The sequence below is a fragment of the Streptomyces sp. NPDC101219 genome (genome assembly GCF_044767675.1).
Lineage (GTDB): Bacteria > Actinomycetota > Actinomycetes > Streptomycetales > Streptomycetaceae > Streptomyces.
Genome location: NZ_JBIWOK010000010.1, coordinates 273230 through 298217, shown reverse-complemented (window position 1 = coordinate 298217; position 24988 = coordinate 273230). Strand labels below are relative to the sequence as shown.

25 protein-coding genes are annotated in these 24988 nt (G+C 73.9%); 16 read left to right on the top strand and 9 right to left on the bottom strand.

The annotated features are described in order from the left end of the window. Window positions 1-284: 284 nt before the first annotated feature. From ACIRPP_RS21850 to tyrS, 3 genes are all read left to right on the top strand, one after another. Entirely contained in the window at window positions 285-1832 is a 1548-nt protein-coding gene (locus tag ACIRPP_RS21850; RefSeq protein ID WP_403645301.1) for a TldD/PmbA family protein, read from the top strand. Window positions 1833-2000: 168 nt separating this feature from the next. Further along, window positions 2001-3395, top strand: coding sequence for a metallopeptidase TldD-related protein (locus tag ACIRPP_RS21845; protein WP_403645298.1), 1395 nt, complete (start codon window positions 2001-2003; stop codon window positions 3393-3395). A 97-nt stretch (window positions 3396-3492) separates the two neighbouring features. Beyond that, complete coding sequence (tyrS, locus tag ACIRPP_RS21840) at window positions 3493-4761, top strand: tyrosine--tRNA ligase (protein ID WP_403645295.1); 1269 nt, start codon at window positions 3493-3495, stop codon at window positions 4759-4761. A 67-nt stretch (window positions 4762-4828) separates the two neighbouring features. Here tyrS and ACIRPP_RS21835 read toward each other — a convergent pair whose 3' ends face one another. Continuing rightward, on the bottom strand, window positions 4829-5110 hold the full coding sequence (locus ACIRPP_RS21835; RefSeq protein WP_164348141.1) for a GlsB/YeaQ/YmgE family stress response membrane protein: 282 nt from the start codon (window positions 5108-5110) through the stop codon (window positions 4829-4831). A gap of 244 nt (window positions 5111-5354) precedes the next feature. Between ACIRPP_RS21835 and ACIRPP_RS21830 the strand changes: the two genes are divergently transcribed. Continuing rightward, on the top strand, window positions 5355-5744 hold the full coding sequence (locus ACIRPP_RS21830; protein WP_403645292.1) for a DUF3099 domain-containing protein: 390 nt from the start codon (window positions 5355-5357) through the stop codon (window positions 5742-5744). A 255-nt stretch (window positions 5745-5999) separates the two neighbouring features. Further along, on the top strand, window positions 6000-6221 hold the full coding sequence (locus ACIRPP_RS21825; RefSeq protein WP_403645335.1) for a hypothetical protein: 222 nt from the start codon (window positions 6000-6002) through the stop codon (window positions 6219-6221). 27 nt (window positions 6222-6248) lie between these two features. On the opposite strand, the gene moaA is transcribed toward ACIRPP_RS21825, so the two are convergent. The 3 genes from moaA to ACIRPP_RS21810 form a co-directional block, all read right to left on the bottom strand. Continuing rightward, on the bottom strand, window positions 6249-7238 hold the full coding sequence (gene moaA, locus ACIRPP_RS21820) for a GTP 3',8-cyclase MoaA (RefSeq protein ID WP_318653120.1): 990 nt from the start codon (window positions 7236-7238) through the stop codon (window positions 6249-6251). A 154-nt stretch (window positions 7239-7392) separates the two neighbouring features. Continuing rightward, a complete protein-coding gene (locus tag ACIRPP_RS21815) occupies window positions 7393-9021 on the bottom strand; it encodes a cation acetate symporter (protein WP_403645289.1) in 1629 nt (542 codons plus the stop codon). After that, the gene (locus ACIRPP_RS21810) at window positions 9018-9374 is read right to left on the bottom strand and encodes a DUF485 domain-containing protein (RefSeq protein ID WP_164333643.1); all 357 of its coding nucleotides are present in this window, start codon (window positions 9372-9374) and stop codon (window positions 9018-9020) included. The genes ACIRPP_RS21815 and ACIRPP_RS21810 overlap by 4 nt, the downstream gene beginning before the upstream one ends. A gap of 342 nt (window positions 9375-9716) precedes the next feature. On the opposite strand from ACIRPP_RS21810, the gene ACIRPP_RS21805 reads away from it, so the two are divergent. From ACIRPP_RS21805 to ACIRPP_RS21755, 11 genes are all read left to right on the top strand, one after another. Then, the gene (locus ACIRPP_RS21805) at window positions 9717-11249 is read left to right on the top strand and encodes a S8 family serine peptidase (RefSeq protein WP_403645285.1); all 1533 of its coding nucleotides are present in this window, start codon (window positions 9717-9719) and stop codon (window positions 11247-11249) included. Window positions 11250-11574: 325 nt separating this feature from the next. After that, on the top strand, window positions 11575-12936 hold the full coding sequence (locus ACIRPP_RS21800) for a CoA transferase (protein WP_403645282.1): 1362 nt from the start codon (window positions 11575-11577) through the stop codon (window positions 12934-12936). Between the two features lie 383 nt (window positions 12937-13319). Continuing rightward, complete coding sequence (locus tag ACIRPP_RS21795) at window positions 13320-14327, top strand: CopD family protein (RefSeq protein ID WP_403645279.1); 1008 nt, start codon at window positions 13320-13322, stop codon at window positions 14325-14327. 233 nt (window positions 14328-14560) lie between these two features. Continuing rightward, window positions 14561-15541 (top strand): DEDDh family exonuclease, encoded by a 981-nt coding sequence (locus tag ACIRPP_RS21790; protein ID WP_403645276.1) that lies wholly within the window; start codon window positions 14561-14563, stop codon window positions 15539-15541. 113 nt (window positions 15542-15654) lie between these two features. Continuing rightward, window positions 15655-15888 (top strand): hypothetical protein, encoded by a 234-nt coding sequence (locus ACIRPP_RS21785; RefSeq protein ID WP_142196184.1) that lies wholly within the window; start codon window positions 15655-15657, stop codon window positions 15886-15888. 49 nt (window positions 15889-15937) lie between these two features. Then, window positions 15938-16738, top strand: coding sequence for an SURF1 family protein (locus ACIRPP_RS21780; RefSeq protein ID WP_343242556.1), 801 nt, complete (start codon window positions 15938-15940; stop codon window positions 16736-16738). A 219-nt stretch (window positions 16739-16957) separates the two neighbouring features. Continuing rightward, window positions 16958-18520 carry a sodium:solute symporter gene (locus tag ACIRPP_RS21775; RefSeq protein WP_403645272.1) on the top strand — a complete coding sequence of 521 codons (1563 nt, stop codon included), beginning with the start codon at window positions 16958-16960 and terminating at the stop codon, window positions 18518-18520. Further along, entirely contained in the window at window positions 18517-19131 is a 615-nt protein-coding gene (locus ACIRPP_RS21770; RefSeq protein WP_403645269.1) for an RNA polymerase sigma factor, read from the top strand. Before ACIRPP_RS21775 ends, ACIRPP_RS21770 begins: the two co-directional genes overlap by 4 nt. Then, the gene (locus ACIRPP_RS21765; protein ID WP_403645266.1) at window positions 19128-19490 is read left to right on the top strand and encodes a hypothetical protein; all 363 of its coding nucleotides are present in this window, start codon (window positions 19128-19130) and stop codon (window positions 19488-19490) included. The genes ACIRPP_RS21770 and ACIRPP_RS21765 overlap by 4 nt, the downstream gene beginning before the upstream one ends. 33 nt (window positions 19491-19523) lie before the next feature. Beyond that, complete coding sequence (locus ACIRPP_RS21760) at window positions 19524-21308, top strand: glycoside hydrolase family 15 protein (protein WP_403645263.1); 1785 nt, start codon at window positions 19524-19526, stop codon at window positions 21306-21308. Between the two features lie 4 nt (window positions 21309-21312). Next, on the top strand, window positions 21313-22068 hold the full coding sequence (locus tag ACIRPP_RS21755; RefSeq protein WP_403645260.1) for an SDR family oxidoreductase: 756 nt from the start codon (window positions 21313-21315) through the stop codon (window positions 22066-22068). Window positions 22069-22537: 469 nt separating this feature from the next. Here ACIRPP_RS21755 and amaP read toward each other — a convergent pair whose 3' ends face one another. From amaP to ACIRPP_RS21730, 5 genes are all read right to left on the bottom strand, one after another. Then, window positions 22538-23125 (bottom strand): alkaline shock response membrane anchor protein AmaP, encoded by a 588-nt coding sequence (gene amaP, locus ACIRPP_RS21750; protein ID WP_403645257.1) that lies wholly within the window; start codon window positions 23123-23125, stop codon window positions 22538-22540. Continuing rightward, on the bottom strand, window positions 23122-23748 hold the full coding sequence (locus ACIRPP_RS21745) for a DUF6286 domain-containing protein (protein WP_403645254.1): 627 nt from the start codon (window positions 23746-23748) through the stop codon (window positions 23122-23124). Before ACIRPP_RS21745 ends, amaP begins: the two co-directional genes overlap by 4 nt. Further along, window positions 23745-24128, bottom strand: a complete 384-nt coding sequence (locus ACIRPP_RS21740) for a hypothetical protein (RefSeq protein ID WP_403645251.1) — start codon at window positions 24126-24128, stop codon at window positions 23745-23747. The genes ACIRPP_RS21745 and ACIRPP_RS21740 overlap by 4 nt, the downstream gene beginning before the upstream one ends. Next, window positions 24125-24310, bottom strand: coding sequence for a hypothetical protein (locus ACIRPP_RS21735; RefSeq protein WP_164334556.1), 186 nt, complete (start codon window positions 24308-24310; stop codon window positions 24125-24127). The genes ACIRPP_RS21740 and ACIRPP_RS21735 overlap by 4 nt, the downstream gene beginning before the upstream one ends. Window positions 24311-24457: 147 nt before the next feature. Beyond that, the gene (locus tag ACIRPP_RS21730; protein ID WP_403645248.1) at window positions 24458-24955 is read right to left on the bottom strand and encodes an Asp23/Gls24 family envelope stress response protein; all 498 of its coding nucleotides are present in this window, start codon (window positions 24953-24955) and stop codon (window positions 24458-24460) included. Between the last annotated feature and the right edge of the window lie 33 nt (window positions 24956-24988).

Sequence of the window (24988 nt, the reverse complement as noted above, 5' to 3'; positions counted from 1 at the left end):
CGGGCGCCGGCCCGCCCCCCCCCCCGCCCCGGGGGGGGGGGGGGGGGGGGGGGGGCGGCGGGGGGGGGGGGGGGGGGGGGGGGGGGCGGGGGGGGGGGGGGGGGGGGGGGGGGGGGGGGGGGGGGGGGGGGCGGGGGGGGGGGGGGGGGGGGGGGGGGGGGGGGGGGGGGGGGCGGGGCCCCCCCCCCCCCCCCCCCGGCCGTCTGTGTACGCGTGTCGGTGGACCGGCCATGGTTCACTGCCTGCGACGGTCAAACAGGCAAGCCCCGAAGGGAAGCCCACCCGTGCCCCACGAAGTCGATCAGTCGTTCCTGGCGCTGCCGCTGCGCCCCCTCGCCGATGCCGCGCTGGCCCGCGCACGGTCGCTGGGAGCCGCACACGCCGACTTCCGCCTGGAGCGGGTGCGCAGCGCCTCCTGGCGCCTGCGGGACGCCCGGCCGGCCGGGACGTCGGACACCACCGACCTCGGGTACGCGGTGCGGGTGGTGCACGGCGGGACGTGGGGCTTCGCCTCCGGTGTGGACCTGACGCCCGACGCGGCCGCGAAGGTCGCCTCGCAGGCGGTGGCGATGGCGAAGCTGTCCGCGCAGGTCATCCGGGCGGCGGGGGCGGACGCCGGCGGCCCTGCCGGGCAGTGGGGCACGGTGGAGCTGGCCGACGAGCCGGTGCACTCCGAGAAGACCTGGGTGTCGTCGTACGAGGTCGATCCGTTCGCGGTGCCGGACGAGGAGAAGGCCGGGCTGCTCGCCGAGTGGAGCGCGCGGCTGCTGGCGGCGAACGGGGTGGACCATGTCGACGCCTCGCTGCTCACCGTCCACGAGAACAAGTTCTACGCCGACACCGCCGGGACCGTGACCACGCAGCAGCGGGTCCGCCTGCACCCGTCGTTCACGGCCGTGTCGGTGGACGAGTCGAGCGGTGAATTCGACTCCATGCGCACCCTGGCCCCGCCCGTCGGACGCGGCTGGGAGTACCTGACCGGCACCGGCTGGGACTGGGACGAGGAGCTGGCTCAGCTGCCGGAGCTGCTCGCGGAGAAGATGCGGGCGCCCGGCGTGGACCCGGGGCTGTACGACCTGGTCGTCGACCCGTCCAACCTGTGGCTGACCATCCACGAGTCGATCGGGCACGCGACCGAGCTGGACCGGGCGCTCGGCTACGAGGCGGCGTACGCCGGGACCTCGTTCGCCACCTTCGACCAGCTCGGGAAGCTGCGGTACGGCTCGGAACTGATGAACGTCACCGGCGACCGCACCGCCGAGCACGGCCTGGCGACCGTCGGCTACGACGACGAGGGCGTCGAGGCGCAGTCCTGGGACCTGGTGAAGGACGGCACGCTGGTCGGCTACCAGCTGGACCGGCGGATCGCGAGGCTGACCGGCTTCGAGCGGTCCAACGGGTGCGCGTTCGCGGACTCCCCCTCCCATGTGCCGGTGCAGCGGATGGCGAACGTGTCGCTGCGGCCGGACCCCGCCGGGATGTCGACGGAGGACCTGATCGGCGGCGTGGACCGTGGGATCTACGTGGTCGGGGACCGCTCGTGGAGCATCGACATGCAGCGGTACAACTTCCAGTTCACCGGCCAGCGGTTCCACCGCATCGAGAACGGGCGGCTGGTGGGACAGCTGCGGGACGTGGCCTACCAGGCGACGACGACCGACTTCTGGGGCTCCATGGCGGCGGTCGGCGGCCCGCAGACGTACGTCCTGGGCGGTGCCTTCAACTGCGGCAAGGCCCAGCCGGGTCAGGTCGCCGCGGTCTCGCACGGCTGTCCGTCGGCCCTGTTCAAGGGCGTCAACATCCTCAACACCACGCAGGAGGCAGGGCGATGAGCGTCCGCACCGGGACCGGCCGGGGGTCCGGGGGTCGCCCCCCGGGACAGCACAGCCTCAACACCACGCAGGAGGCGGGGCGATGAGCGTCCGCACCGGGACCGGCCGGGGGTCCGGGGGTCGCCCCCCGGGACAGCACAGCCTCAACACCACGCAGGAGGCCGGGCGATGAGCGCGCGTACCGACAAGCCGCACGAGATCGTCGAGCGCGCGCTGGAGCTGTCCCGCGCGGACGGCTGTGTGGTGATCGCCGACGAGGAGTCGACGGCCAATCTGCGCTGGGCGGGCAACGCGCTCACCACGAACGGTGTCACGCGCGGGCGCACGCTCACCGTGATCGCCACGGTGGACGGCGGGCAGGGCACGGCCTCCGGGGTGGTGTCGCGCTCCGCGGTGACCGTCGACGAGCTGGAGCCGCTGGTGCGGGCCGCGGAGGCGGCCGCGCGGGGCGCGGGTCCGGCCGAGGACGCGCAGCCGCTGGTCACGGACGTGCCTGCGTCTCCCGGCTTCACCGAGGCGCCGGCGGAGACCTCCTCCACGGTGTTCGCCGACTTCGCTCCGGCGCTGGGCGAGTCGTTCGCCCGCGCGCGGGCCGGCGGGCGGGAGCTGTACGGCTTCGCCAACCACGAGATGGTCTCCAGCTACCTCGGCACGTCGACGGGGCTGCGGCTGCGCCACGACCAGCCGAACGGGACGCTGGAGGTGAACGCGAAGTCGCCGGACCGTACGCGGTCGGCGTGGGCGGGACGGTCCACCCGGGATTTCCGGGACGTCGACCCGACGGCGCTGGACGCCGAGCTGGCGGTGCGGCTGGGCTGGGCCGAACGGCGCCTGGAGCTTCCCGCGGGCCGGTACGAGACGCTGCTGCCGCCGACCGCGGTGGCGGACCTGCTGATCTATCAGATGTGGTCGGCCTCGGGGCGGGACGCCGCCGAGGGCCGCACGGTGTTCTCCGCGCCCGGCGGCGGCACCCGGGTCGGCGACCGGCTCAGCGACCTGCCGCTGACGCTGCGCAGCGACCCGCACGAGCCGGGACTGGAGTCGGCGCCGTTCGTGCTCGCGCACTCCTCCGGGGGCGACCGGTCGGTGTTCGACAACGGGCTGCCGCTGGCGGCCACCGACTGGATGCGCGGGGGCGAGCTGCGGCACCTGACGACGAGCAGGCACAGCGCGGCGCTCACCGGGCTGCCGGTGGCGCCGGGCATCGACAACCTGGTCCTGGAGGGCGGCCGGGACCGCTCGCTCGAGGAGATGGTCGCCGACACCGGGCGCGGGCTGCTGCTGACCTGCCTGTGGTACATCCGCGAGGTCGACCCGGCGACGCTGCTGCTCACCGGTCTGACCCGGGACGGCGTCTACCTGGTGGAGAACGGCGAGGTGACCGGCGAGGTGAACAACTTCCGGTTCAACGAGTCGCCGGTCAACCTGCTGGGGCGGGCGGCGGAGGCCGGGCGGACGGAGAAGACCCTGCCCAGGGAGTGGAGCGACTGGTTCACCCGGGCCGCGATGCCCGCGCTGCGCATCCCCGATTTCAATATGAGCTCGGTCAGCCGGGGCGTATAACCTCGTAGGCGTCCGCGTCCGGCCGATGGCCGGCCGGACCGGGCCGCCGGGCCCTCCGGCACCCTTCCACCGGCATCATCTAGGAGACACGAGAACCGTGACGGACATCGTCGACGAGCTGCAGTGGCGCGGGCTGTTCGCCCAGTCCACCGACGAGGACGCATTGCGCAAGGCGCTCGCGGACGGTCCCGTCACCTTCTATTGCGGCTTCGACCCGACCGCACCGTCCCTGCACGTCGGACATCTGGTGCAGGTGCTCACCCTGCGCCGGCTCCAGCAGGCCGGGCACCGGCCGCTGGCCCTCGTCGGCGGGGCGACGGGCCAGATCGGCGACCCGCGGCCGACCGCGGAGCGCACGCTGAACTCCCCGGAGACCGTCGCCGGCTGGGTGGAGCGGCTGCGGCGGCAGATCGAGCCGTTCCTGTCCTTCGAGGGCGAGAACGCGGCCGAGATGGTCAACAACCTGGACTGGACGCAGAACCTCTCGGCGATCGAGTTCCTGCGGGACGTCGGCAAGCACTTCCGCGTCAACAAGATGCTGACCAAGGACTCGGTCGCCCGGCGGCTGGAGTCCTCCGAGGGCATCAGCTACACCGAGTTCAGCTACCAGCTGCTGCAGGCCATGGACTTCCTCCAGCTCTACCGGAGGTACGGCTGCGTCCTGCAGCAGGGCGGCAGCGACCAGTGGGGCAACCTCACGGCGGGCCTGGACCTGATCCACCGGCTGGAGCCCGAGGCCACGGTGCACGCCTACGCCACTCCGCTGATGACGAAGGCGGACGGCACCAAGTTCGGCAAGACCGCGAGCGGCGCGGTGTGGCTGGACCCGGAGATGACCACGCCGTACGCGTTCTACCAGTTCTGGCTGAACGTGGACGACCGGGACATCTCGGGCTACATGCGCATCCTGTCCTTCAAGTCCCGCGAGGAGCTGGAGGAGCTGGAGCGGCAGACGGCCGAGCGGCCGCAGGCGCGGGCCGCCCAGCGGGCGCTGGCCGAGGAGCTGACGACGCTGGTGCACGGCGCGGACCAGACGGCGGCGGTGATCGCCGCCTCGAAGGCGCTGTTCGGCCAGGGCGAGCTGACGGAGCTGGACGAGCGGACGCTGGCGGCGGCCCTGTCCGAGGTGCCGCACGTCCGGGTGGCCGAGCCGGCGCCGGTCGTGGACCTGTTCGCGGAGGTCGGCCTGGTGGCCAGCAAGTCGGCCGCCCGGCGCACCGTGAAGGAGGGCGGCGCCTACGTGAACAACACGAAGGTGACCGCCGAGGACGCCGTGCCCGCCCGGGAGGACCTGCTGCACGGACGCTGGCTGGTGCTGCGGCGGGGCAAGAAGAACCTGGCGGCGGTCGAGGTCACCGCGGGCTGAGAGCGGTACGGGGGCGGTTCCCGGCGGGTGCCGGGGCCGCGCCCCTTCGCCGTCCGCGGCGACCGGGTCAGGCCCGCCGCTCGTGCTTCCTGCGCTGCATCGCGTTGTAGAGCATCTCCGCGAGCAGGACGACGACGATGGCCGCGCCCAGCTGGAAGATGTGCCGGCCCCAGTCGATGCCCCGCGTCTCCTCGATGCCGAAGCCGCGCGCGATGGCGTTGCCGACCACGGCGCCGATCATGCCGCAGATGGTGGCCAGCCACAGCGGGATGTGCTGTTTGCCGGGGATCACCGCCTTGGCGATCAGGCCGAGCACGAATCCCACGATGATGGCCCACAACCAGCCCATGACTGCCTCCTCGTACGCCGTGACACGAGCGTTGCCGCCAGTGTCGGTCCGGACCCGGTACGCCGCATGCCGGGCGGTGCCGTACGCGCTACGGCGCAGGCCGGGCGGGTGCCCCCGGGGGTGACCCGGTCGCGGCGCGGGGACGGACCGGGCGTAACGTGGAGATGTCCGGGCCCGGTGTCCCCGATCGGTCACGGAGCGGTCAGGGACGGGGAAGTCCGATACGGGCGGATGGTGGAATGTGATGCGGAAGCAGCATGGCGCCCAGGTGTTCCGGATCACCGGTGCCCGGGCGGGCCTCCATGACGACGTGCGGAGCCGGCAGCGCCGGTACGTGATCTCGATGACCGTCCGCACGATCTCGGTCATCCTCGCGGCGGTGCTGTGGAACGTGGAGAAGCACGTCGCGATCGTGGCGCTGGTCCTCGGCGCGGTGCTGCCTTACATCGCGGTGGTGATCGCCAACGCGGGGCGGGAGAACGCGCCCTCGCTGCCGTCGACCTTCGTGACCACGCCGATGCGGCCCATGATCACGCCGTCGGACCAGGACGGCGACGGTGCACAAGACGGTGCGGAGGACGCGGCGTCCCCGCCCACGGCGGAAGCGGGGGCGGAGCGGGCCGAGGGGCCCTGACCGCCGGGTACGGGCGGGTGCGCGGCGCGAGCGGAAGCAGGTTCTGCGCCAAGCTCAAGAAAACCTCAGATCAATCATGTTGTTCCGGTGCCGGTGCCGGGGTGACCCGTGACATACTTCGTACGCGCTCCGCATCCCCCGTCGGAGCGACGGACCGACGCCGGGCAGCTCCCCCCGTGGCTGCTCGGCGTCGCCTTTCCGGGGCCTCTCCCCCGCCCGGTGCCGTGCCACGGCCGGGTTAGGGTCGGCGGTGTGATGCTTCCTGATCCCGAGACGCCGATCTGTTCCGCCAAGGGCTGCCGGAGCGCGGCCGTGTGGGTGCTGGCGTGGAACAACCCGAAGGTGCACACGCCGGAGCGGCGCAAGACCTGGCTGGCGTGCGAGGAGCACCGGGAACACCTGTCGCAGTTCCTCGGTGTGCGGGGCTTCCTGAAGGAGACCGTCCCCTTCGCGGAGTGGGAGGCCCGGGAGGTCTGAGCGGTACCGGGGCCGGTCGTTCGTCGGTCAGCCCCCGATGGCGGACATAGGCCGGTCCGGCTGCACGAAGGACGGGTCGTCCAGGCCCGCGCCGGCCTTCTTGCCCCACATGGCCTGCCGCCAGATGCGGGCGATCTCCTCGTCCGGGGCACCGGAGCGCAGGGCGGCGCGCAGGTCGGTCTCCTCGGTGGCGAACAGGCAGGTGCGGACCTGTCCGTCGGCGGTGAGGCGGGTGCGGTCGCAGGCGGCGCAGAACGGGCGGGTGACGGAGGCGATGACCCCCACGCGGTGCGGGCCGCCGTCGACCAGCCAGCGCTCGGCCGGGGCGGAGCCGCGGGCCTCGTCGCCCTCGGCGGTCAGCTCGAAGCGGGTGCGCAGGGAGGCGAGGATGTCCCCCGCCGTGACCATGCCCTCGCGCTTCCAGCCGTGCTGGGCGTCCAGCGGCATCTGCTCGATGAACCGCAGCTCGTAGTCGTGTTCCACGGCCCAGGCGAGCAGGTCGGGTGCCTCGTCGTCGTTGAGCCCCGGCATGAGCACGGCGTTGACCTTCACGGGGGTCAGGCCGGCCTCCCGGGCCGCGTACAGGCCGTCGGTGACGTCGCGGTGGCGGTCGCGGCGGGTAAGGCGCTTGAAGACGTCGGGCCGCAGGGTGTCGAGGGAGACGTTGACCCGGTCCAGGCCGGCCTGCTTCAGGGCGGCCGCGGTGCGCCGCAGGCCGATGCCGTTGGTGGTGAGGGAGATCTGCGGGCGGGGTTCTAGGGCGGCGACCCGCTCGACGATGCCGACCAGCCCGGGCCGCAGCAGCGGCTCGCCGCCGGTGAAGCGGACCTCCTCGATGCCGAGGGAGGTGACGGCGACGTCGACCAGGCGGACGATCTCGTCGTCGGTGAGCAGGTCGGGCTTGGCGAGCCACTGCAGGCCCTCCTCGGGCATGCAGTAGGTGCAGCGCAGATTGCACCGGTCGGTGAGCGAGACCCTCAGGTCGGTGGCCACTCGGCCGTAGGTGTCCTTGAGCACGTGGGCCCCCTCCCTCGACGCGGTTCGCTGTGGTCCCGTACCTGCGAGCGTACGTGACGGCACCGACAGGCCACAGCGGCCCGATGCGACGAGAACCACGACGGCCGCGTCGTGGGGACCTGGAGTTTCCTACGACGCGGCCGGGGGGCCGGGGTCAGTGGGCGCCGGTGCCGGTCAGCGACCGGACCTCCAGCTCCGCGTACTTCTTGGTGTCCGGCTGCTCCTTGGAGAGCACGGTGCCGAGCCAGCCGAGCAGGAAGCCGGCCGGGATGGAGATGAGGCCCGGGTTCTTCAGCGGGAACCAGGAGAAGTCGACGTCGGGGAACATCGACGTGGGGTCGCCGGAGACGACGGGCGAGAACAGCACCAGGCCGACGGCGATGATGAGACCGCCGTAGATCGACCACAGTGCGCCCTGGGTGGTGAACCGCTTCCAGAACAGGCTGTAGAGGATGGTCGGCAGGTTGGCCGAGGCGGCGACCGCGAAGGCGAGCGCGACCAGGCCGGCCACGTTGAGGTCGCGGGCGAGGGCCCCCAGGGCGATGGAGACGACGCCGATGAGGACGGTCGCCAGGCGGGCCGCCCGCATCTCCTCCTTCTCGGTGGCCTTCCCCTTGCGGATGACGTTGGCGTAGATGTCGTGCGCGAAGGAGGAGGACGAGGCGAGGGTGAGTCCCGCGACCACGGCCAGGATGGTCGCGAAGGCGACCGCCGAGATGGTGGCGAGCAGGATCGCGCCCCAGGTCGAGTCGACGCCGCCGAGGTGCAGGGCGAGCAGGGGTGCCGCCGTGTTGCCGGACGGGTTGGACTCGATGATCTCGGTGCGCGAGATGAGGGCCGCGGCGCCGAAGCCGAGGGCGATGGTCATCAGGTAGAAGCCGCCGATGATGCCGATGGCCCAGTTGACGGACTTCCGGGCGGCCTTGGCGTTGGGCACCGTGTAGAAGCGGATCAGGATGTGCGGCAGGCCGGCGGTGCCGAGCACCAGGGCGATGCCGAGGGAGATGAAGTCCAGCTTGGTGGTGCCGCTGGCGCCGTACTGCAGGCCGGGCTCCAGGAAGGCGGCGCCCGCTCCGCTGTTCTCGGCGGCCTTGCCGAGCAGGTCGGAGATGTTGAAGTTGAACTTCAGCAGCACCAGGAAGGTGATCAGGATGGTGCCGCCGATGAGCAGCACGGCCTTGATCATCTGCACCCAGGTGGTGCCCTTCATGCCGCCGATGGACACGTAGACGATCATCAGGACGCCGACGAGGGCGACGATGAGGATCTTGCCGGCGTCGGAGGTGATGCCGAGCAGCAGGGAGACGAGGACGCCGGCGCCGGCCATCTGGGCGAGCAGGTAGAAGATCGACACGACGATGGTCGAGGTGCCGGCGGCGGTGCGCACCGGGCGCTGGCGCATGCGGTAGGCGAGGACGTCGCCCATGGTGTAGCGGCCGGAGTTGCGCAGCGGTTCGGCGACCAGCAGCAGCGCCACCAGCCAGGCGACCAGGAAGCCGATGGAGTAGAGGAAGCCGTCGTAGCCGAAGAGGGCGATGGCGCCCGCGATGCCGAGGAAGGACGCGGCGGACATGTAGTCGCCGGAGACGGCGAGCCCGTTCTGGAAGGCGCTGAACTGGCGTCCGCCGGCGTAGAAGTCGGAGGCGCTCTTGGTCTGGCGCCCGGCCCAGACGGTGATGCCGAGGGTGGCGACGACGAACAGCGAGAAGAGGATGATGATCAGCGTGCGGTGTTCGCTCGCCTCGTTCGCGGCGAGGGTGACGTGGGCGATCGAGGGGCTCATGCGCCTCCCTCCATACGGGCCTTGATGGCCTCGGCCTTCGGGTCCAGCTTCGCGGCGGCGTGCCGCGAGTACCACCACGCGATGAAGAAGGTGGTGGCGAACTGGAGGAGCCCGAAGACGAGGGCGACGTTGATGTTGCCGAACAGTTCGGTGCCCATGAAGCCGTGCGCGTAGTTGGACAGCAGGACGTACAGCAGGTACCAGGCGATGAAGGCGACGGTCAGGGGGAAGGCGAAGGAGCGGTGCGTGCGGCGCAGTTCGGCGAACTCCGCGCTCTGCTGCACCTCGGTGAACTCCTCTGGCGTCGGGAGTTTGGGCTCGGCTGTCGAGGGGGGCGGTGCTTCGGCGGCCACGGAGTCTCCTCGCGATCGTGCGGTCCGACAGGGACGGAGGCGAGTGTCCTCGCGCTCCCTGCTGAAGGGCACGGCGCCGGCCGGTGGCCGGTTCAAACGGGTTCTGCTTCTTTCCCCGGCCGGCTCACCGGGCTCGGCGCGGGGGGCCCGGACGGCGGGCACGCCGACGGCCGTACGGGGGGTGTCCCGGACATTCGGGTGCGGTCTGTGAAGAGCTTCGGGGAAAACGTTGCTGGCCAGCAACATCGCGAGATAGCTTCACCCGAGCACAACTCGTCATGTACCTGCCCGAGCACCACCTGTGTCTCGGGCAGATTCCGTTCCGGATGATGTGGAGACCCCATGGCTCATCTGCGTTCCAGACGCCGGCTCGCCCTCGCCGTGCCCGTCGCGCTGTCGCTGACCGCCACGCTCGGCTTCCTGCCGGCGGCGGCCTCGGCCGCCGAGCGGAGCGCGCCGACGGCGGAGCAGGCGACGGACGCGCCCGCCCTGGCGTACGTCGTGAACACCAAGGTGGACCGCCGCACGATCGCCTCGGTGCAGAAGGCGATCGGCAAGGCCGGGGGGACCGTCGTGGTCACCCACGACAAGATCGGTGTCATCGTCGTCCACTCGGCGAACCCGGGCTTCGGCACGGAGATACGCAAGGTCCGCGGCGTGCAGTCGGCCGGGGCCACCCGCACCGCGCCGCTCACCCCGGCCGGCACCACCGACGTCGGCGCGGCCGAGTACGTGACGGCCGCGGACGCCGCGCGCATCGGGGCCGCCTCGGCGAAAACGCCGGGCAGCGAGCCGCTCGAGGCCGACCAGTGGGACCTGCGGGCCATCGGCGCCGACAAGGCCGCGAAGATCAACCCGGGCAGCAGCAAGGTGACCGTCGCCGTGATCGACACCGGCGTCGACGACACCCACCCGGACCTCGCCCCGAACTTCTCCGCCTCCCAGTCGGCCAACTGCGTCGGCGGCGTGGCGGACACCAGCAAGGGCGCCTGGCGCCCGTACACGGACGAGGACTACCACGGCACCCACGTGGCCGGTGAGATCGCCGCCGCCCGCAACGGCATCGGCGTCGCCGGTGTCGCGCCGGGTGTGAAGGTCGCCGGCATCAAGGTGAGCGACCCGGACAACGGCCTCTTCTACCCGGAGAACGTCGTCTGCGCCTTCGTGTTCGCCGCCGACCACGGCGTGGAGATCACGAACAACAGCTACTACGTCGACCCGTGGCTGTACAACTGCAAGAACGACCCGGACCAGAAGGCCATCCTGGACGCGGTCAACCGGGCCCAGCTGTACGCCCAGCTCAAGGGCACCCTGCACGTGGCGTCGGCCGGCAACTCCAACCACGACCTGGCCTCGGACGCGATCGACGACGCCTCCAGCCCCAACGACACCACGCCGGTCGAGCGCACCATCGACCCGAGCGAGTGCCTGGACCTGCCGACCCAGCTGCCGGGTGTCGTCACGGTCAGCGCGACGGGTGTGGACAACCTCAAGTCGTACTACTCGACCTACGGCCACCGGGTCGTGGACGTGGCCGCGCCGGGCGGTGACCGCCGCTACCAGCTGCCGGACACCCCGTCGAAGGACGGCCGCATCCTGTCCACCATGCCGAACGGGCAGTACGCGTTCCTCCAGGGCACCTCGATGGCGTCGCCGCACGCCGCCGGTGTCGCCGCGCTGCTGAAGTCGAAGCACCCGTGGGCCCCGCCCGCCGTGATCCAGGCGCTGCTGAAGGCGCAGGCGGACAACCCGGGCTGCCCGGCCTCCTACGACCAGGACGGCGACGGCGTGCAGGACGCCACGTGCGAGGGCGGCAAGCTGGTCAACGGCTTCTACGGCCACGGCATCGTCAACGCGCTGCGCGCCGTCAAGTAGGGCCCGGAACCGCAGGGTCCGGCCGGGGCGGCGCGGAGGGCGGACGCCCGGACGACCGCGCCGGGTCCGCGTCCGGGCCGTGACCGGCGCGCGCGGCACGGCGGGTCGCTGACCCGGGAGCGCCGCGGCAAGGGCACTGCGCTCCCGCGGCAGGGACACGGAATACGGAAGGGCCGGGCGGCCAGCCCGGCCCTTCCGCCGTGCCGCACGGCCCGCGGCGGTACCGCTGTGCGCGATGCTGTGCGCCCTGCTCCACCAGAGCCACGGCTTCTCCCGCCCCCGGACCGCCCCGGACCGGGGCGGGACGTTCCCCGGAGGAAACACGATGACTGAGACGGCTCACGCCTGGTCCGCCCTCGGCGGGGACCCCGGACTGCTCGCGCGCGTGACGGCCGTGGAGCGGCCGGGGGTGCTCCCCGCGCGGCTCGGGGTGCGGGAGACGGCGCGCGCGTGTGTGGGCGTCTGCGCCCTGGCCGCCGCCGAACTGGCGGCGCACCGGGCGGGGCTCGCCGAGGTGCCGGCGGTGCGGGTGGACGACGGCGCGGTGGCGACGGCGTTCGTCAGCGAGCGGCATCTGCTGGTGGACGGGCGGGCCCCGGTCTCCTTCGCGCCGCTGTCGCGATTCTGGCGGACGGCGGACGGCTGGGTGCGCACGCACGCCAACTACCCGCACCACAAGGCCCGGCTGCTGGCCGCGCTGGGCGTGCCCGACGACCCGGAGGCGGTCGCGGCGGCGCTGGCCGAGCGCTCCGCCCACGCGGTGGAGGACGCGGTGTACGCGGCCGGGGGGCTCGCGGTCGCGCTGCGCACGCCCCAGGAGTGGGCGGCGCATCCGCAGGCCGCGGCGGTCTCCGGACGGCCGCTGGTGGAACGCGCCCGGCTGGACGACGCGCCCGCGCGTGCCCTCGCCCGCCTGGAGGGGGACCCCTTGCTGCCCGCCGCCGGGTTGCGGGTCCTGGACCTCACCCGGGTCATCGCCGGCCCCGTCGCCACGCGCGTGCTCGGCCTGCTCGGCGCGGACGTCCTGCGGGTGGACCCGCCCGGGCTGCCCGAACTCCCCGACCAGCACGCCGACACCGGCTTCGGGAAACGGTCGGCGCGGCTCGACCTGACGTCCGGCCGGGAGACGTTCGAGGAGCTGCTCGCGGGCGCCGACGTCGTCGTCACCGGGTACCGCCCCGGGGCCCTGGACCGTTTCGGCCTGGATCCCCGGTCCCTGGCCGAACGGCGGCCCGGCATCGTGGTGGCCCAGTTGTCGGCGTGGGGCGCGTACGGGCCGTGGGGGGACCGGCGGGGCTTCGACAGCCTCGTGCAGGTCGCCACGGGCATCGCGTCGGCCGAGGGCACCGGGGAGCGCCCGGGCGCGCTGCCGGCGCAGGCGCTCGACCACGGCACGGGGTATCTGCTCGCGGCGGCCGTGCTGCGGGCCCTGACGGACCGTTCGGACACCGGCGGCAGCCGCTCGGTCCGGGTGGCGCTGGCGCGCACCGCGCAGTGGCTGCTGGAGACCGCCCCCGACGGGGCGGCCGAGGCGGAGGAGACGCCGCCCGACCCCTGGCTCACCGGGACGGACAGCCCCCTCGGCCGGCTGCGCTACGTCCTGCCCCCGGTGACGTTCGCGGGCGGGCCGTACGACTGGTCGCGTCCGCCGGGCCCGTGGGGCACCGACGCGGCGCGCTGGGCCTGACGGCGCGGGCGCCGGGCGGGACCCGGGGCCGGGCCGGCGCACGCGCGGGTGCTCCCGCCCGGCCGGGGCGGCGCGACGAGGCACCGGCTTGGGGCCGGACGGCGGGACGAGCGCCGCGGGACGGCGGGACGAAGCACCGCCGTGGGGGCCGGGCGGGGGCGCCGCGGACCCCGGTCCGGACGGCGGGACGAAGCACCGCCGTGGGGGCCGGGCGGGGGCTCCGCGGACCCCGGCCCGGACGGCGGGCAGGAGCGCCGCGGGACGGCGGCGTTCGGAGGTTCGCACCGGAAAGCGCCCGGAAAACATGCATCACACACGGAATGTCGCGGCCCACTTCCGCCCCGGGCTTGCCCCGCTCTGTGAGTGCTTGTGAAGATCCTGGGGTGACTCTGACGAATCCCAGGTCCGGGACGACCGGTGCGCACAGGGGCGCGCGGCGTTCCGGCATCGGCCCGGCCGTCGCCGTCCTCGTACTGGTGACGGTGGGCGCGCTCATACCGCTGCTCGGCCCGGCGCCCGCGCTGGACGGCACGGGGGAGGACCCCGCGCCCGGCACGGGAGGCATAGCCCTGTTGCGGACGGTGCTGTTCGCGGCGCTGGCCGTACCCGTCGGCGAACTGTTCGTGAAGCGGCTGGTCCGCTCCGTGCCCGGCGCTCCCCCGCTCGTGCCCCGCAGTTGGTCCACCGTGGCCAACTCCGTGGGCTTCGTGGCCGCCCTGGCCCTGGCGTCCCTCGTGGCCACCGGCAACCTGGTGCCGAGCGGCCTCGCAGACATCGACGTCGGCGGCCTCTACTCCACCCGCGACGGCAAGCTGGCCCTCCTGGAGGTCAACGGCTTCCTCGCCGCCGCCCTCTGTGCCGCCTCGGCCCGGCCCGGCACCCAGGTGTGGCCGCTGGCCGCCGTCGTCGTCGCGGAGGCGCTGCGCGCGCACCCCACCACCGAGTACTCACCCCTGCTCGGCTCCGGCCTGACGCTGGTGCACCTGACGTGTGCCTCGATGTGGGTGGGCGGCCTGGTGTACACCCTGCGCACGATCGCGCGGTGGCGGGTCTCCGAGGCCGGCAGCGCCCTGCTCGGGCTCTACGCGCGCGTGGCCGCCGTGCTGCTGGCCGCGCTGACCGCGACCGGCATCGGCAGTTCGCTGCGCCGGATGCCGCCGGAGACCATCATGGAGCAGCTCACCGAGACCGCCTACGGCCGGGTCCTGCTCGCCAAGGTGCTGCTGATGGCGGGGGTCGCCGCCCTCGCCCTGTGGGCCCGGATCCGGCTGGCCCGGGCCGCCGATCCGCTGTCCGCCTGCTCCCCCGCGCGGGCGGAGGTCTTCGTCCTGGGGCTGGTGGTGGCGGTGTCGGGACTGCTGACCGCCCTCCCGGTGCCGATCCGCTGGTGACGGCGGCGCTCACCGGACCGCCGGGTCACGGAAGCTGAGAAGTCGTCAGGCCGGGGGCCGCGCCTCCGCCCCCGGCCCGGCGCACCGTCCGGACCGCTCGGCGCACCGGCCGCGCCGCGTCCCGACACCCACACAAAGGACTCCTCGCGGACATTCCCGGCATGCCAACGCCCGCGCCCCGCACGGCACCTGACGGACCGCACTGTCGGCCGGGCCCCGTATCCTCAGTGACCATGCTCGAAGACCTGACGACCGCTGCCTCCTTCCCCGGCGTGTGGCCGGCGGCCTATCCCCGGGGGTACGCGGTCGTTGACGTGGAGACGACGGGGCTGGCCCGGGACGACCGCATCATCTCGGCGGCCGTGTACCGGCTGGACGCACGCGGCGAGGTCGAGGACCACTGGTACACGGTGGTCAATCCGGAGCGGGACCCCGGCCCCGTGTGGATCCACGGCCTGACGAGCGAGGCGCTCGAGGGCGCGCCGCTGTTCGGCGACATCGCCGCGGAGTTCTCGGAGCGGCTCCGGGACCGGGTCCTGGTGGCGCACAACGCGGTGTTCGACTGGCAGATGATCGCCCGGGAGTACGCCCGCGCACGCGCCGAGGCTCCGGTGCGGCAGCGGCTGTGCACCATCGCCCTGGCCAAGGAGCTCCGGCTGCCGCTGCCCAACCACAAGCTGGAGTCGCTCGCCGCGCACTTCGGCGTCGTGCAGCAGCGGGCGCACCACGCGCTGGACGACGCGCGGGTGCTGGCGGAGGCGTTCCGGCCCAGCCTGCGGGCCGCGGCGGCGGGGAACGTGCGGCTGCCGCTGCACGAGTGCCGGCCGCTGACGGAGTGGACGGACCGGCCGCGGATCGGACCGCAGGGCGGCTACGGCGGCCGTCCGGGCACCTGGCGCCCCTCCCGCAAGCGGCCCGCGTGCCCGTACCCCAACCCGGGGCGGTACGAACCGGGCAAACCGCTCAAGCAGGGCATGCGGGTCGCCTTTTCCGGTGACACCTCCGTCGAGCGGGACCTGCTGGAGGACCGGGCGACCGAGGCCGGCCTGCATGTCGCCACCAGCCTGTCCCGGCTGACCAGCCTGCTGGTCACCAACGACCCCGACTCCGGGACGTCGAAGGTGGTCAAGGCCCGCCAGTTCGGCACGCCGGTGGTGGACGAGGCCGCGTTCGGACAGCTGCTCGGCCACGTCGAACCCGCGTCGGAGGGCTGAGCCGGGCCGGTCCGCGCCCCGGCCGTCCGCGCGACCGTACGGACGGGTGATTGCCGGGCGACGCGCCTGCCGCCCGCTCGCCCCGCGCGGAACGACGGCTCACCCTGTGGCGCATGGCGACATGCGAAGTATGCGGCAACAGTTACGGAATGACCTTCGAGGTGCACGCCCAGGGTGCCGTGCACGTGTTCGACTGTTTCTCCTGTGCGATCCACCGCATGGCCCCGATCTGCGAGCACTGCCGGGTGCAGATCATCGGTCAGGGCGTGGAGGCCGACGGCCACTGGTACTGCGGTGCCCACTGCGCCCGCGCGGAGGGAAAGGCGGGCATCGTCGACCGGGTATGACGGCGTACCCGCCTCCGTGCACCCCACGACCGAGTTGTACGGTCGTGGGGTGTACCGCTTCCTGTTGTCCCGCCAGTGGGTGACCATCACCCTGGTCGCCCTGCTGCTCATCCCCACGATGATCCGGCTGGGCTTCTGGCAGATGGACCGCTACGAGGAACGGTCCGCCCGCAACCGGCTCGTCGCCGAGGCGCTGGACGCGGAGCCCGTACCGGTGCAGCGGCTCGCCTCCCCGGGGCACGCCGTCACCCGCGAGGAGCGGTACCGCACGGTGACCGCCACCGGACGGTTCGACACGGACCGGGAGGTCGTCGTCCGCCGCCGCACGAACTCCGACGACGAGGTCGGCTACCACGTGCTGACCCCGTTCGTCCTCCAGGACGGCAGGATCCTGCTGGTCAACCGGGGCTGGATCCCCTCGGACGGGCCGAGCCAGACGACGTTCCCGGACATCCCCCCGCCGCCCTCCGGCGAGGTCACGATCACCGGCCGGCTGATGCCCGACGAGACCACCGAGGCCAGCGGCATCAAGAACCTCGAAGGCCTGCCCGACCGGCAGATCATGCTGATCAACAGTGAGCTGGAGGCCCGGCGCCTGAAGGCCGAGGTGCTCGGCGGCCACGTGGTGCAGACCGCGCCGGAGCCCAGCGGCGGCAGCCCCCGCATGATCGGCAGCCCGGGCGAGGAGAACACGGCGCTGAACTACGCGTACGCCCTCCAGTGGTGGCTGTTCGCCGCGGCCGTGCCGGTCGGCTGGGCCGTGCTGGTGCGCCGTGAGACGCGGGAGCGGGCCGCCCGCGAGGCGGCCGGGCCCGCGGACGCCGAGGAAACGGAACCGGCCACCGTCTGAGCGGTGCCCCCGTCGGCCCCTCCCCCGTCCGGGCGCCGCCCGGAACAGCCGTGACCTGCGCCCCTCTCCCGGCCGCCCGTCGCGTGTGCGAGAGTTTGCGGGCTATGGGGACGCGGCCCGCGCCGCGCCCGGGACGGACGGCCGTCCGGTTCCTGTCCTCCACCACGGCCGTCGGCGCAACTCTCCAACGGGTACAGGGCACACCAAGGACGGTGACGCATGGCCGACGGCGCCATGACCACGACGTTCCTCGCCGTGATCGGCGGGGCGTCGCTGCTCGCCGTCACCGCGCGCCGGCTCCGGCCGAACGACCGGCTGCCCTCCCTGGAGGGCTGGGCGCTGGCCGACCGCAGCCTCGGCGCCGGCTGGACCTGGCTGCTGCTCGGCGGCACCGTCTACACGGCGTACACCTTCACCGCCGTCCCGGGTCTGGCGTACGGCAACGGCGCGCCGGCGTTCTTCGCGGTGCCGTACACCGTGATCGTCTGCCCGCTGGCCTTCGTGCTGCTGAGCCGGCTGTGGAGCGTGGCCCGGCGGCACGGATACGTCACCGCGGCCGACTTCGTGCGCGGCCGGTACGGGTCGCCGCCCCTGGCGCTGGCGGTGGCGCTGACCGGGATCCTCGCGACGATGCCGTACCTGGCGCTGCAACTGCTCGGGATCCGGGCGGTGCTCGCCGCGGGCGGCCTGTACCCGTACGGCGCGACCGGCGACCTGGTGATGGTGGCGGTCTTCGCCGGCCTCGCGGTGGCGACGTACCGGCACGGGCTGCGGGCGCCCACCGTCATCGCGGCCCTGAAGGCCGTCGCGGTGTTCGTCTCGCTCACCGCCGTGTGCTGGCTGGTGCTGCGGCGCTTCGGCGGGCCCGGTGCCGTCTTCGACGGGGCGGCCCGCGCGCTCGGCGGCACGGACACGGCCCACTCCCCGCTGCTGCTGACCCCCGAACAGCAGCCCGCCTACGCCACCCTCGCCCTCGGCTCCGCGCTGGCGCTGCTGATGTACCCGCACGTCCTCACCGCCGGATTCGCCGCCGACGGGCCGCGCACCCTGCGCAAGGTGTCGGCGGGGCTGCCCGCCTGGACCGCGCTGCTGGCCCTGTTCGGCTTTCTGGGCATCGCGGCCCTCGCGGCCGGGGTGCGCGCGCCCGAGGGCGGCGCGGAGGCGGCGGTGCCGATGCTCGTCGACCGGCTCATGCCCGGCCCGCTCGCCGGGCTGGTGTTCGGCGCGATCGTGGTGGGCGCGCTGGTCCCGGCGGCCGTCATGTCGATCGCGGCGGCGACCAGCTTCGTGCGGAACGTGTACGTGGAGTACGTGCATCCGACGGCCACCCCGAAACGCCAGGTGCGCATCGCCAAGGCGGTGTCGCTCACCGCGAAGCTGGGCGCCGTGGCATTCGTGTTCGGGCTGCGCGACCAGGACGCCATCAACCTGCAGCTGCTCGGCGGGGTGTGGATCCTCCAGGTCTTCCCCGCGGTGGCGGTCGGCCTGTACACGCGGTGGCTGCACCCGCGGGCGCTGCTCGCCGGCTGGGCCGCCGGCATGGTCACCGGGACGTGGCTGGTGGTGCGCGAGGGGTTCTCCTCGATCGTGCCGCTCGGTCCCGGCGGCGGACCGCTGGAGATCTACGCGGGGGTCGCCGCCCTCGTGCTCAACCTGACCGTCGCGGTGGCCTGCACCGCGGCACTGCACCGCCTCGGCGTCCCGCGCGGCGCGGACGCCACCGACCTGCCGTCCCGCCTGATGGTCAGGCGGCGCCCGGAGACGGGAGCGAACAACCCGTGAGACGCCGACAGCAGTCCCCGAGCACCCTGCCGCCCGCCCCGGCGGTGCCTGCCCCGGCACCGCCCCCGGCGACGGTCCGCGCCGAACCGCTCGGCCCGCCCGTCACCGGCCCGGCCGACCTCGAGCGGGAGGCCGGGGTCGCGCGCCTCTTCGAGGCCCACTACTCCTCCATGCTGCGGCTGGCCGTGCTGCTCGGCGCCGACGACCCGGAGAACGTGGTGGCCGAGGCGTACTACCAGATCTACCGCAAGTGGCGGCGGCTGAAGGACGTGGGCGCGGCGGAGGCGTATCTGCGCTCCACGGTCTGCAATCTGACCCGGATGCGGATACGGCACCTCCAGGTCGTGCGCCGCGTCGTGCCGCAGGCCCCGCCGGACGACACCGTGGCGTCCGCCGAGAACACCGCGCTGCTGCGCGACGACCAGCGGGTGCTGATCGACGCGCTCCAGCAGCTGCCGACCCGGCAGCGCGAGGCCCTGGTGCTGCGGCACTGGCTGGGGCTGAAGGAGCGCGAGATCGCCGCCGCGATGGGCATCACGCGCGGCTCCGTGAAGACGCACACCTCGCGCGGCATCGCCGCGCTGACCCAGGCGATGGAGGCCCGGCGATGACGCACCGAGACGCGACTCCGTCGCACGGCACCGGTGCGGACCGCACGCCCGACGACCGGCCCGTGCCCCGCCCGCCGGGCGCCGACCGCACCGAACAGGACCTGCGCGACGCCCTCCAGGCGCTCGCCGGAGGCGTGCTGCCCGACCCGGACGCCTACCGCACGGCACGCGGCACCTGGCTGCGCCGGGAACGCCGCCGGCGGCTCGTCCTCACGGTGCTCGTCGCCGTCGTCTTCGCACTGGCCGTGCTGATCGGGCTGTGGGTGCTCAACCAGGCTCCCGCCGACCCCGGGGTCATCTTCTCCGGCAACGGCTCCCCGTCCGCCGACGGCCCGTCACTCCCCCGGCTCCACCCCTGATTGCGGCCCCGGGGGGCCGGGAACCCGCACCTCGTGACCCGTATCGAGGACTACGCGCTCATCGGCGACGAACAGACCGCTGCCCTGGTGGGCACGGACGGCTCCGTCGACTGGCTCTGCCTGCCCCGCTTCGACTCCGCGGCCTGCTTCGCCCGGCTCCTCGGCGACGAGGACAACGGGCACTGGCGCATCGCCCCCGTCGGCGCGGAGCGCTGCACGCGGCGCGCCTACCGGCCGGACACCCTGGTCCTGGACACCGAGTGGGACACCGGCGAGGGCACCGTCCGGGTCACCGACCTGATGCCGCAGCGCCACCGGGCACCCGACCTGGTGCGCATCGTGCAGGGCGTCCGCGGTGAGGTGACCGTGCGCAGCACCCTGCGGCTGCGCTTCGACTACGGCTCGGTGGTGCCCTGGGTGCGCCGGGCCGACGGGCACCGGGTGGCGGTCGCCGGGCCCGACTCGGTGTGGCTGCGCAGCGATCCGGAGGTGCGCACCTGGGGCGAGGACATGGGCACCGTCTCGGAGTTCACGGTCAAGGAGGGCGAGCGGGTCGCGTTCGTGCTGACCTGGCACCCCTCCCACGAGCCGCGCCCGCCGCTCGTCGACCCGTACACCTCGCTGCGGCACAGCGTCGCGGACTGGCAGGCGTGGGCGTCGCGCTGCCGCTACGACGGCCCGCACCGGGACATGGTGGTCCGGTCGCTGATCACCCTGAAGGCGCTGACCTACGCCCCCACCGGCGGCATCGTCGCCGCGGCCACCACCTCGCTGCCGGAGGACCCGGGCGGGGTGCGCAACTGGGACTACCGGTTCTGCTGGCTGCGGGACTCCACCCTGACGCTGAACGTGCTGCTGGCGGCCGGATACCAGGAGGAGGCGGAGGCGTGGCGGAACTGGCTGCTGCGCGCGGTCGCGGGCGACCCCGCCGATCTGCAGATCATGTACGGGCTGGCGGGCGAGCGGCGGCTGCCGGAGTTCGAACTGCCCTGGCTGTCCGGTTTCGGCGGCGCCGCACCGGTCCGGGTCGGCAACGACGCCGTCAACCAGCTCCAGCTGGACGTGTACGGCGAGGTCATGGACTCCCTGGACCTGGCCCGCCGTTCGGGCCTGTCGCCGCAGCCGGACGTGTGGGCACTGCAGAAGGTGCTGATGGAGTTCCTGCGCACGGTGTGGCAGCAGCCGGACGAGGGACTGTGGGAAGTGCGCGGCGGGCGGCGCCACTTCGTGCACTCGAAGGTCATGGTGTGGGTGGCCGCCGACCGCGCGGTGCGCGCCCTGGAGGACGACCCGCGGCTCGACGGCGACCTCGACGGCTGGCGCGAGTTGCGCGACCAGGTGCACCGGGAGGTGTGCGAGAAGGGCTTCGACACCGAGCGGAACACCTTCACCCAGTCCTACGGCTCGCGCGAGCTCGACGCGGCCCTGCTGCTCATCCCCCGGGTGGGCTTCCTGCCGCCGGACGATCCGCGGGTGCTCGGCACCATCGAGGCGATCCGCGCCGACCTCGGGCGGGACGGGCTGCTGCGCCGGTACACGCCGGCGGCGACGACCGCGGTCGACGGGCTGCCCGGCGACGAGGCCACCTTCCTGGTGTGCTCGTTCTGGCTCGCGGACGCCCTGCACATGACCGGCAGGACGCGCGAGGCCCGGGAGCTGTTCGAGCGGCTGCTGGGGCTCGCCAACGACGTGGGTCTGCTGTCGGAGGAGTACGACACGGTGGGCGAACGGCAGCTCGGCAACGTCCCGCAGGCGTTCAGTCACATCGGTCTGGTGAACACCGCCCTCGCCCTGTTCGGCGGCGAGGAGGCAGGATAGGTCCATGGATCTTGGACTGAAGGACCGGGTGTACGTCGTCACCGGGGCGACCCGCGGGCTGGGCCACGCCACCGCGCACGAGCTGGTCGCCGACGGCGCGAAGGTGGTCGTCACGGGACGGGAGGACAAGAGCGTCGCCGAGGCCGCCGCGGCGCTGGGCCCGAACGCGGTCGGGGTGGCCGTCGACAACGCCGACCCGCAGGCCCCGGCCCGGCTGGTCGCGACCGCGCGTGAGCGGTTCCACCGCCTGGACGGCATTCTCGTCAGCGTGGGCGGTCCGCCGCCCGGGTTCGTCGCGGACACCACCGACGAGCAGTGGCAGGCGGCCTTCGAGTCGGTGTTCCTGGGCGCGGTGCGGCTGGCCCGCACGGCCGCCGCGGAACTCGGCGAGGGCGGTGTCATCGGGTTCGTGCTGTCCGGCTCGGTGCACGAGCCGATCCCGGGACTGACCATCTCCAACGGGCTGCGTCCCGGGCTCGCCGGGTTCGCCAAGTCCCTCGCGGACGAGCTGGGCCCGCGCGGCATCCGCGTGGTGGGCCTGCTGCCCGGCCGGATCGACACCGACCGGGTCCGGGAGCTGGACGCCCTGTCCGCCGACCCGGAGGCCACCCGCAGGGCCGCCGAGTCGCGCATCCCCCTGCGCCGCTACGGCACCCCGGAGGAGTTCGGCCGCACGGCGGCGTTCCTGCTGTCGCCCGCGGCGTCCTACCTCTCGGGCGTGATGCTGCCGGTGGACGGCGGGGTACGGCACGGGTTCTGACCCGGCGGGCGGACCGAAGACGCCGGACCGAAAGGGACGGACCGGCCGAGACAGCCGGCGGGACGGTCCGGCGGGCAGGGCCAGCGGGGCCGGACCGGCGGGGGCCAGCGGGACGGGCCGGCAGGGCAGACCGGCGCGACGGACCAGCAAGGCCAGCCAGCAGGGCAGGGCCAGCGGGGCGGACCAGCAGGGCCACACCGAAGGGGACGGACCAGCAGGGCCACACCGAAGGGGACGGACCAGCGAGGCCAGACCAGCAGGGCAGGGCCAGCGGGCAGGGCCAGCAAGGCGGACCAGCAGGGCCACACCGACGGGGACGGACCAGCAGGGCCACACCGAAGGGGACGGACCAGCGGGGCCAGATCGGCGGGCCGGACCAGCGAGGCCAGATCGGCGGGCCGGACCAGCGAGGCCAGATCGGCGGGCCGGACCAGCGAGGCCAGATCGGCGGGCCGGACCGGCGGGGCGGTCAGCTCACCCGCTCCGCACCGTGCTTGACCGCGCGCAGGCGCACCTCGGAGGGGAGCGCCGCCACGCCCGCCGACTCGCGGGCGTGGGTGAGGGCGCCGGCGGTCAGGGCGTCCAGGGCGGTGCCCGGGTCGACGTCGGGTTCCAGGAGGAGCCGGACCCGGGCGGCCGGCGCGTCCCGCCGCCCGGTGAGCCGGGCCCGCGCCTTCTGGACGCCCTCCAGCAGGCCGGCCTCCTCGACCAGCGCGTCCTCCAGGGCCCGTCCGCGCACCATGGCGCCCTCGCCGTCGCCGGTGTCGAGGAACACCTCGGCCGGACGCCGCCGGCGCAGCGCCGCCACCAGCCACCACAAGGCCAGCAGCACCAGCACCGCGAGCACCGCGATGACGACGGGCCACCACCAGCCCTCCGACCGCCACCGGGTGCGTTCGGCCTGGTCCAGCAGCACGTCGTGCCGTCCGTCGTGGAGCCACCAGGACGGCGCCGGCGCGCCCAGGCCGATCGCCAGGACCGACCCGCCGAGCGCGAGCAGGACCAGGCCGACGACGCCCAGCAGCACGCGGTTGACGACTCCGAGCACGGACCTCACCCCTTCCGTCCGGGCCGGCGCACCCGCAGGGACAGCCCGAGCGGCCGGGCCAGGCCCAGCCCCCGCACCGCCTCGGCCAGCACCAGGTCCAGGTCGCCGCGCACGTCGTCCAGTTCACGGAAGTGCGACACCACGCGGACATCGGCCCGGCGCCGCGTGGTGCGGACCCGCACCGACTGCACACCGGCCACCTCCATCGCCCGGTCCCGCAGCACCATCGCCGCCGCGTCCCGGTGCAGCGCGGCCCGCACGTCGGGGTGGGTGCGCCGCATCGGGAGCAGGGCGCGCAGGCCGGGGGTGAACGCCAGCAGGAGCAGCCAGAGGCCGAGCGCGGCGGCGACACCGGCGCCGACCAGCACCCAGATGTCGTCCAGGGGGCGTTCGGCGAGCTGCCGGGCCAGTTCCCGGCGCCAGGCCATGGCGGGCCGGCCGGCGCGGACGGCGGCCACGTCGTAGAGGAACGCGCCGGCCACCACGAGGAGCACCAGGGCCAGCAGGGCCGCGGGGGCGCGGCGTGCGGACCACAGGCGCCGGTGCCCGCCGGGTGCTTCCTCGGTCCCGGGGCCGGGTCCGGGGCGTCCGGTGGTGTGCGGGTCCGCCCCGGTGTCCGGGGGCCCGCTCACCGCGTCCTCCCCCGGGCCGCGCCGAGGGCCGCCGCCAGGTGCAGCCGCTCGACCTGCACGACGACCTCGGTGACGTGCAGGTCGACCAGATCGGTCACCCGCTCGGTCACCCTGCGGCGCACCCGCGCGCAGCGTTCGCCGAGGTCGCCCGGGTAGTCGAGTTCGACGTGCACCCGGAAGCGGGCGGTGTCGTGGTGGACGACGACCGTCGCGTGCGGGGCCGCGGCGTCCGGCGGCAGCGGTTCCACCGCCTCGCGCGCCGCCCGGGAGGCGATCTTGGCGATCACCCGGTCGGCGATCCGGGTCGCACCGCGCTCGCCCGGCGTCACGACGGCCGGGCCACGGCCGAGTTCACCGGCCACCGTGTCCACCGGCGTCACCGCCGCCGTTCGTCGCGGGGACGGAAGAGGTCACCGAGTTCCAGGTCTCCCTGGAGGAACCGCCCGACGACGAACCCCACGGCGCCCAGGGCCGCCACCAGCAGAAATGCCCCGAACCCGCCGAAGTATCCGGCGAAGCCCAGTGCCATGCCGGCGATCATGCCGACCACGGCCATGTTCATGGTGCGCTCCTCAGCTCCTCAGCCGTACGTCACCGCTCGTCCCCGTGGGCGCGCCGCCGTGGCTGCGCGCCCGTGTCCGTCCGCGCCGCCGTCGGTCCGCGGCGCCGTCCGTTGTCCGTCTGCCTGTCCGTCTGCCCGGCCGGCGGCTCACTGAAGCCGGGACTCCGGCTCCTCGTCGTCCTCCTCGTCCGGCAGCTTCACGTCGCTGACCGCGATGTTGACCTCGACGACCTCCAGGCCCGTCATCCGCTCCACGGCCGCGATGACGTTCTCCCGCACGGCCCGGGCGACGTCCTTGATGGACACCCCGTAGTCGACGACGATCTCCAGGTCCAGTGCGGTCTGCACCTCGCCGACCTCGGCCTTGACCCCGCGGGCCACCGACTTGGTCCCGCCGGGCACCCGGTCGCGGACGGCGCCGAAGGTGCGGGAGAGCCCGCTGCCCATGGCGTGCACGCCGAGGACGTCCCGGGCGGCCATGCCCGCGATCTTCTCGACCACGCCGTCGGCGATGGTGGTGCGGCCCCGTCCGGCCGGGTCGCCGCCGCCGCGCCGGGTGGCCTGCCCCTTGCGCGGGGAGGTCTCGTTCGACGTCTTCTCCAGCTCGGCGGCCCTCGGGGAGCCGCCCTCGGTCATGTCGGTCATGCCGCGCGTCCTTCCGGTCGTGGTCCTCACGAC

Excerpts from the sequence above, each read along its gene's own strand:
- ACIRPP_RS21815 (WP_403645289.1), bottom strand. The coding sequence starts at position 9,021 with ATGAGCCCCTCGATCGCCCACGTCACCCTCGCCGCGAACGAGGCGAGC.
- ACIRPP_RS21825 (WP_403645335.1), top strand. The coding sequence starts at position 6,000 with ATGCTTCCTGATCCCGAGACGCCGATCTGTTCCGCCAAGGGCTGCCGG.
- ACIRPP_RS21785 (WP_142196184.1), top strand. The coding sequence starts at position 15,655 with ATGGCGACATGCGAAGTATGCGGCAACAGTTACGGAATGACCTTCGAG.
- ACIRPP_RS21835 (WP_164348141.1), bottom strand. The coding sequence starts at position 5,110 with ATGGGCTGGTTGTGGGCCATCATCGTGGGATTCGTGCTCGGCCTGATC.
- ACIRPP_RS21800 (WP_403645282.1), top strand. The coding sequence starts at position 11,575 with ATGACTGAGACGGCTCACGCCTGGTCCGCCCTCGGCGGGGACCCCGGA.
- ACIRPP_RS21735 (WP_164334556.1), bottom strand. The coding sequence starts at position 24,310 with ATGAACATGGCCGTGGTCGGCATGATCGCCGGCATGGCACTGGGCTTC.
- ACIRPP_RS21730 (WP_403645248.1), bottom strand. The coding sequence starts at position 24,955 with ATGACCGACATGACCGAGGGCGGCTCCCCGAGGGCCGCCGAGCTGGAG.
- ACIRPP_RS21765 (WP_403645266.1), top strand. The coding sequence starts at position 19,128 with ATGACGCACCGAGACGCGACTCCGTCGCACGGCACCGGTGCGGACCGC.
- ACIRPP_RS21845 (WP_403645298.1), top strand. The coding sequence starts at position 2,001 with ATGAGCGCGCGTACCGACAAGCCGCACGAGATCGTCGAGCGCGCGCTG.
- ACIRPP_RS21830 (WP_403645292.1), top strand. The coding sequence starts at position 5,355 with ATGCGGAAGCAGCATGGCGCCCAGGTGTTCCGGATCACCGGTGCCCGG.
- ACIRPP_RS21790 (WP_403645276.1), top strand. The coding sequence starts at position 14,561 with ATGCTCGAAGACCTGACGACCGCTGCCTCCTTCCCCGGCGTGTGGCCG.
- ACIRPP_RS21805 (WP_403645285.1), top strand. The coding sequence starts at position 9,717 with ATGGCTCATCTGCGTTCCAGACGCCGGCTCGCCCTCGCCGTGCCCGTC.
- ACIRPP_RS21775 (WP_403645272.1), top strand. The coding sequence starts at position 16,958 with ATGGCCGACGGCGCCATGACCACGACGTTCCTCGCCGTGATCGGCGGG.
- ACIRPP_RS21755 (WP_403645260.1), top strand. The coding sequence starts at position 21,313 with ATGGATCTTGGACTGAAGGACCGGGTGTACGTCGTCACCGGGGCGACC.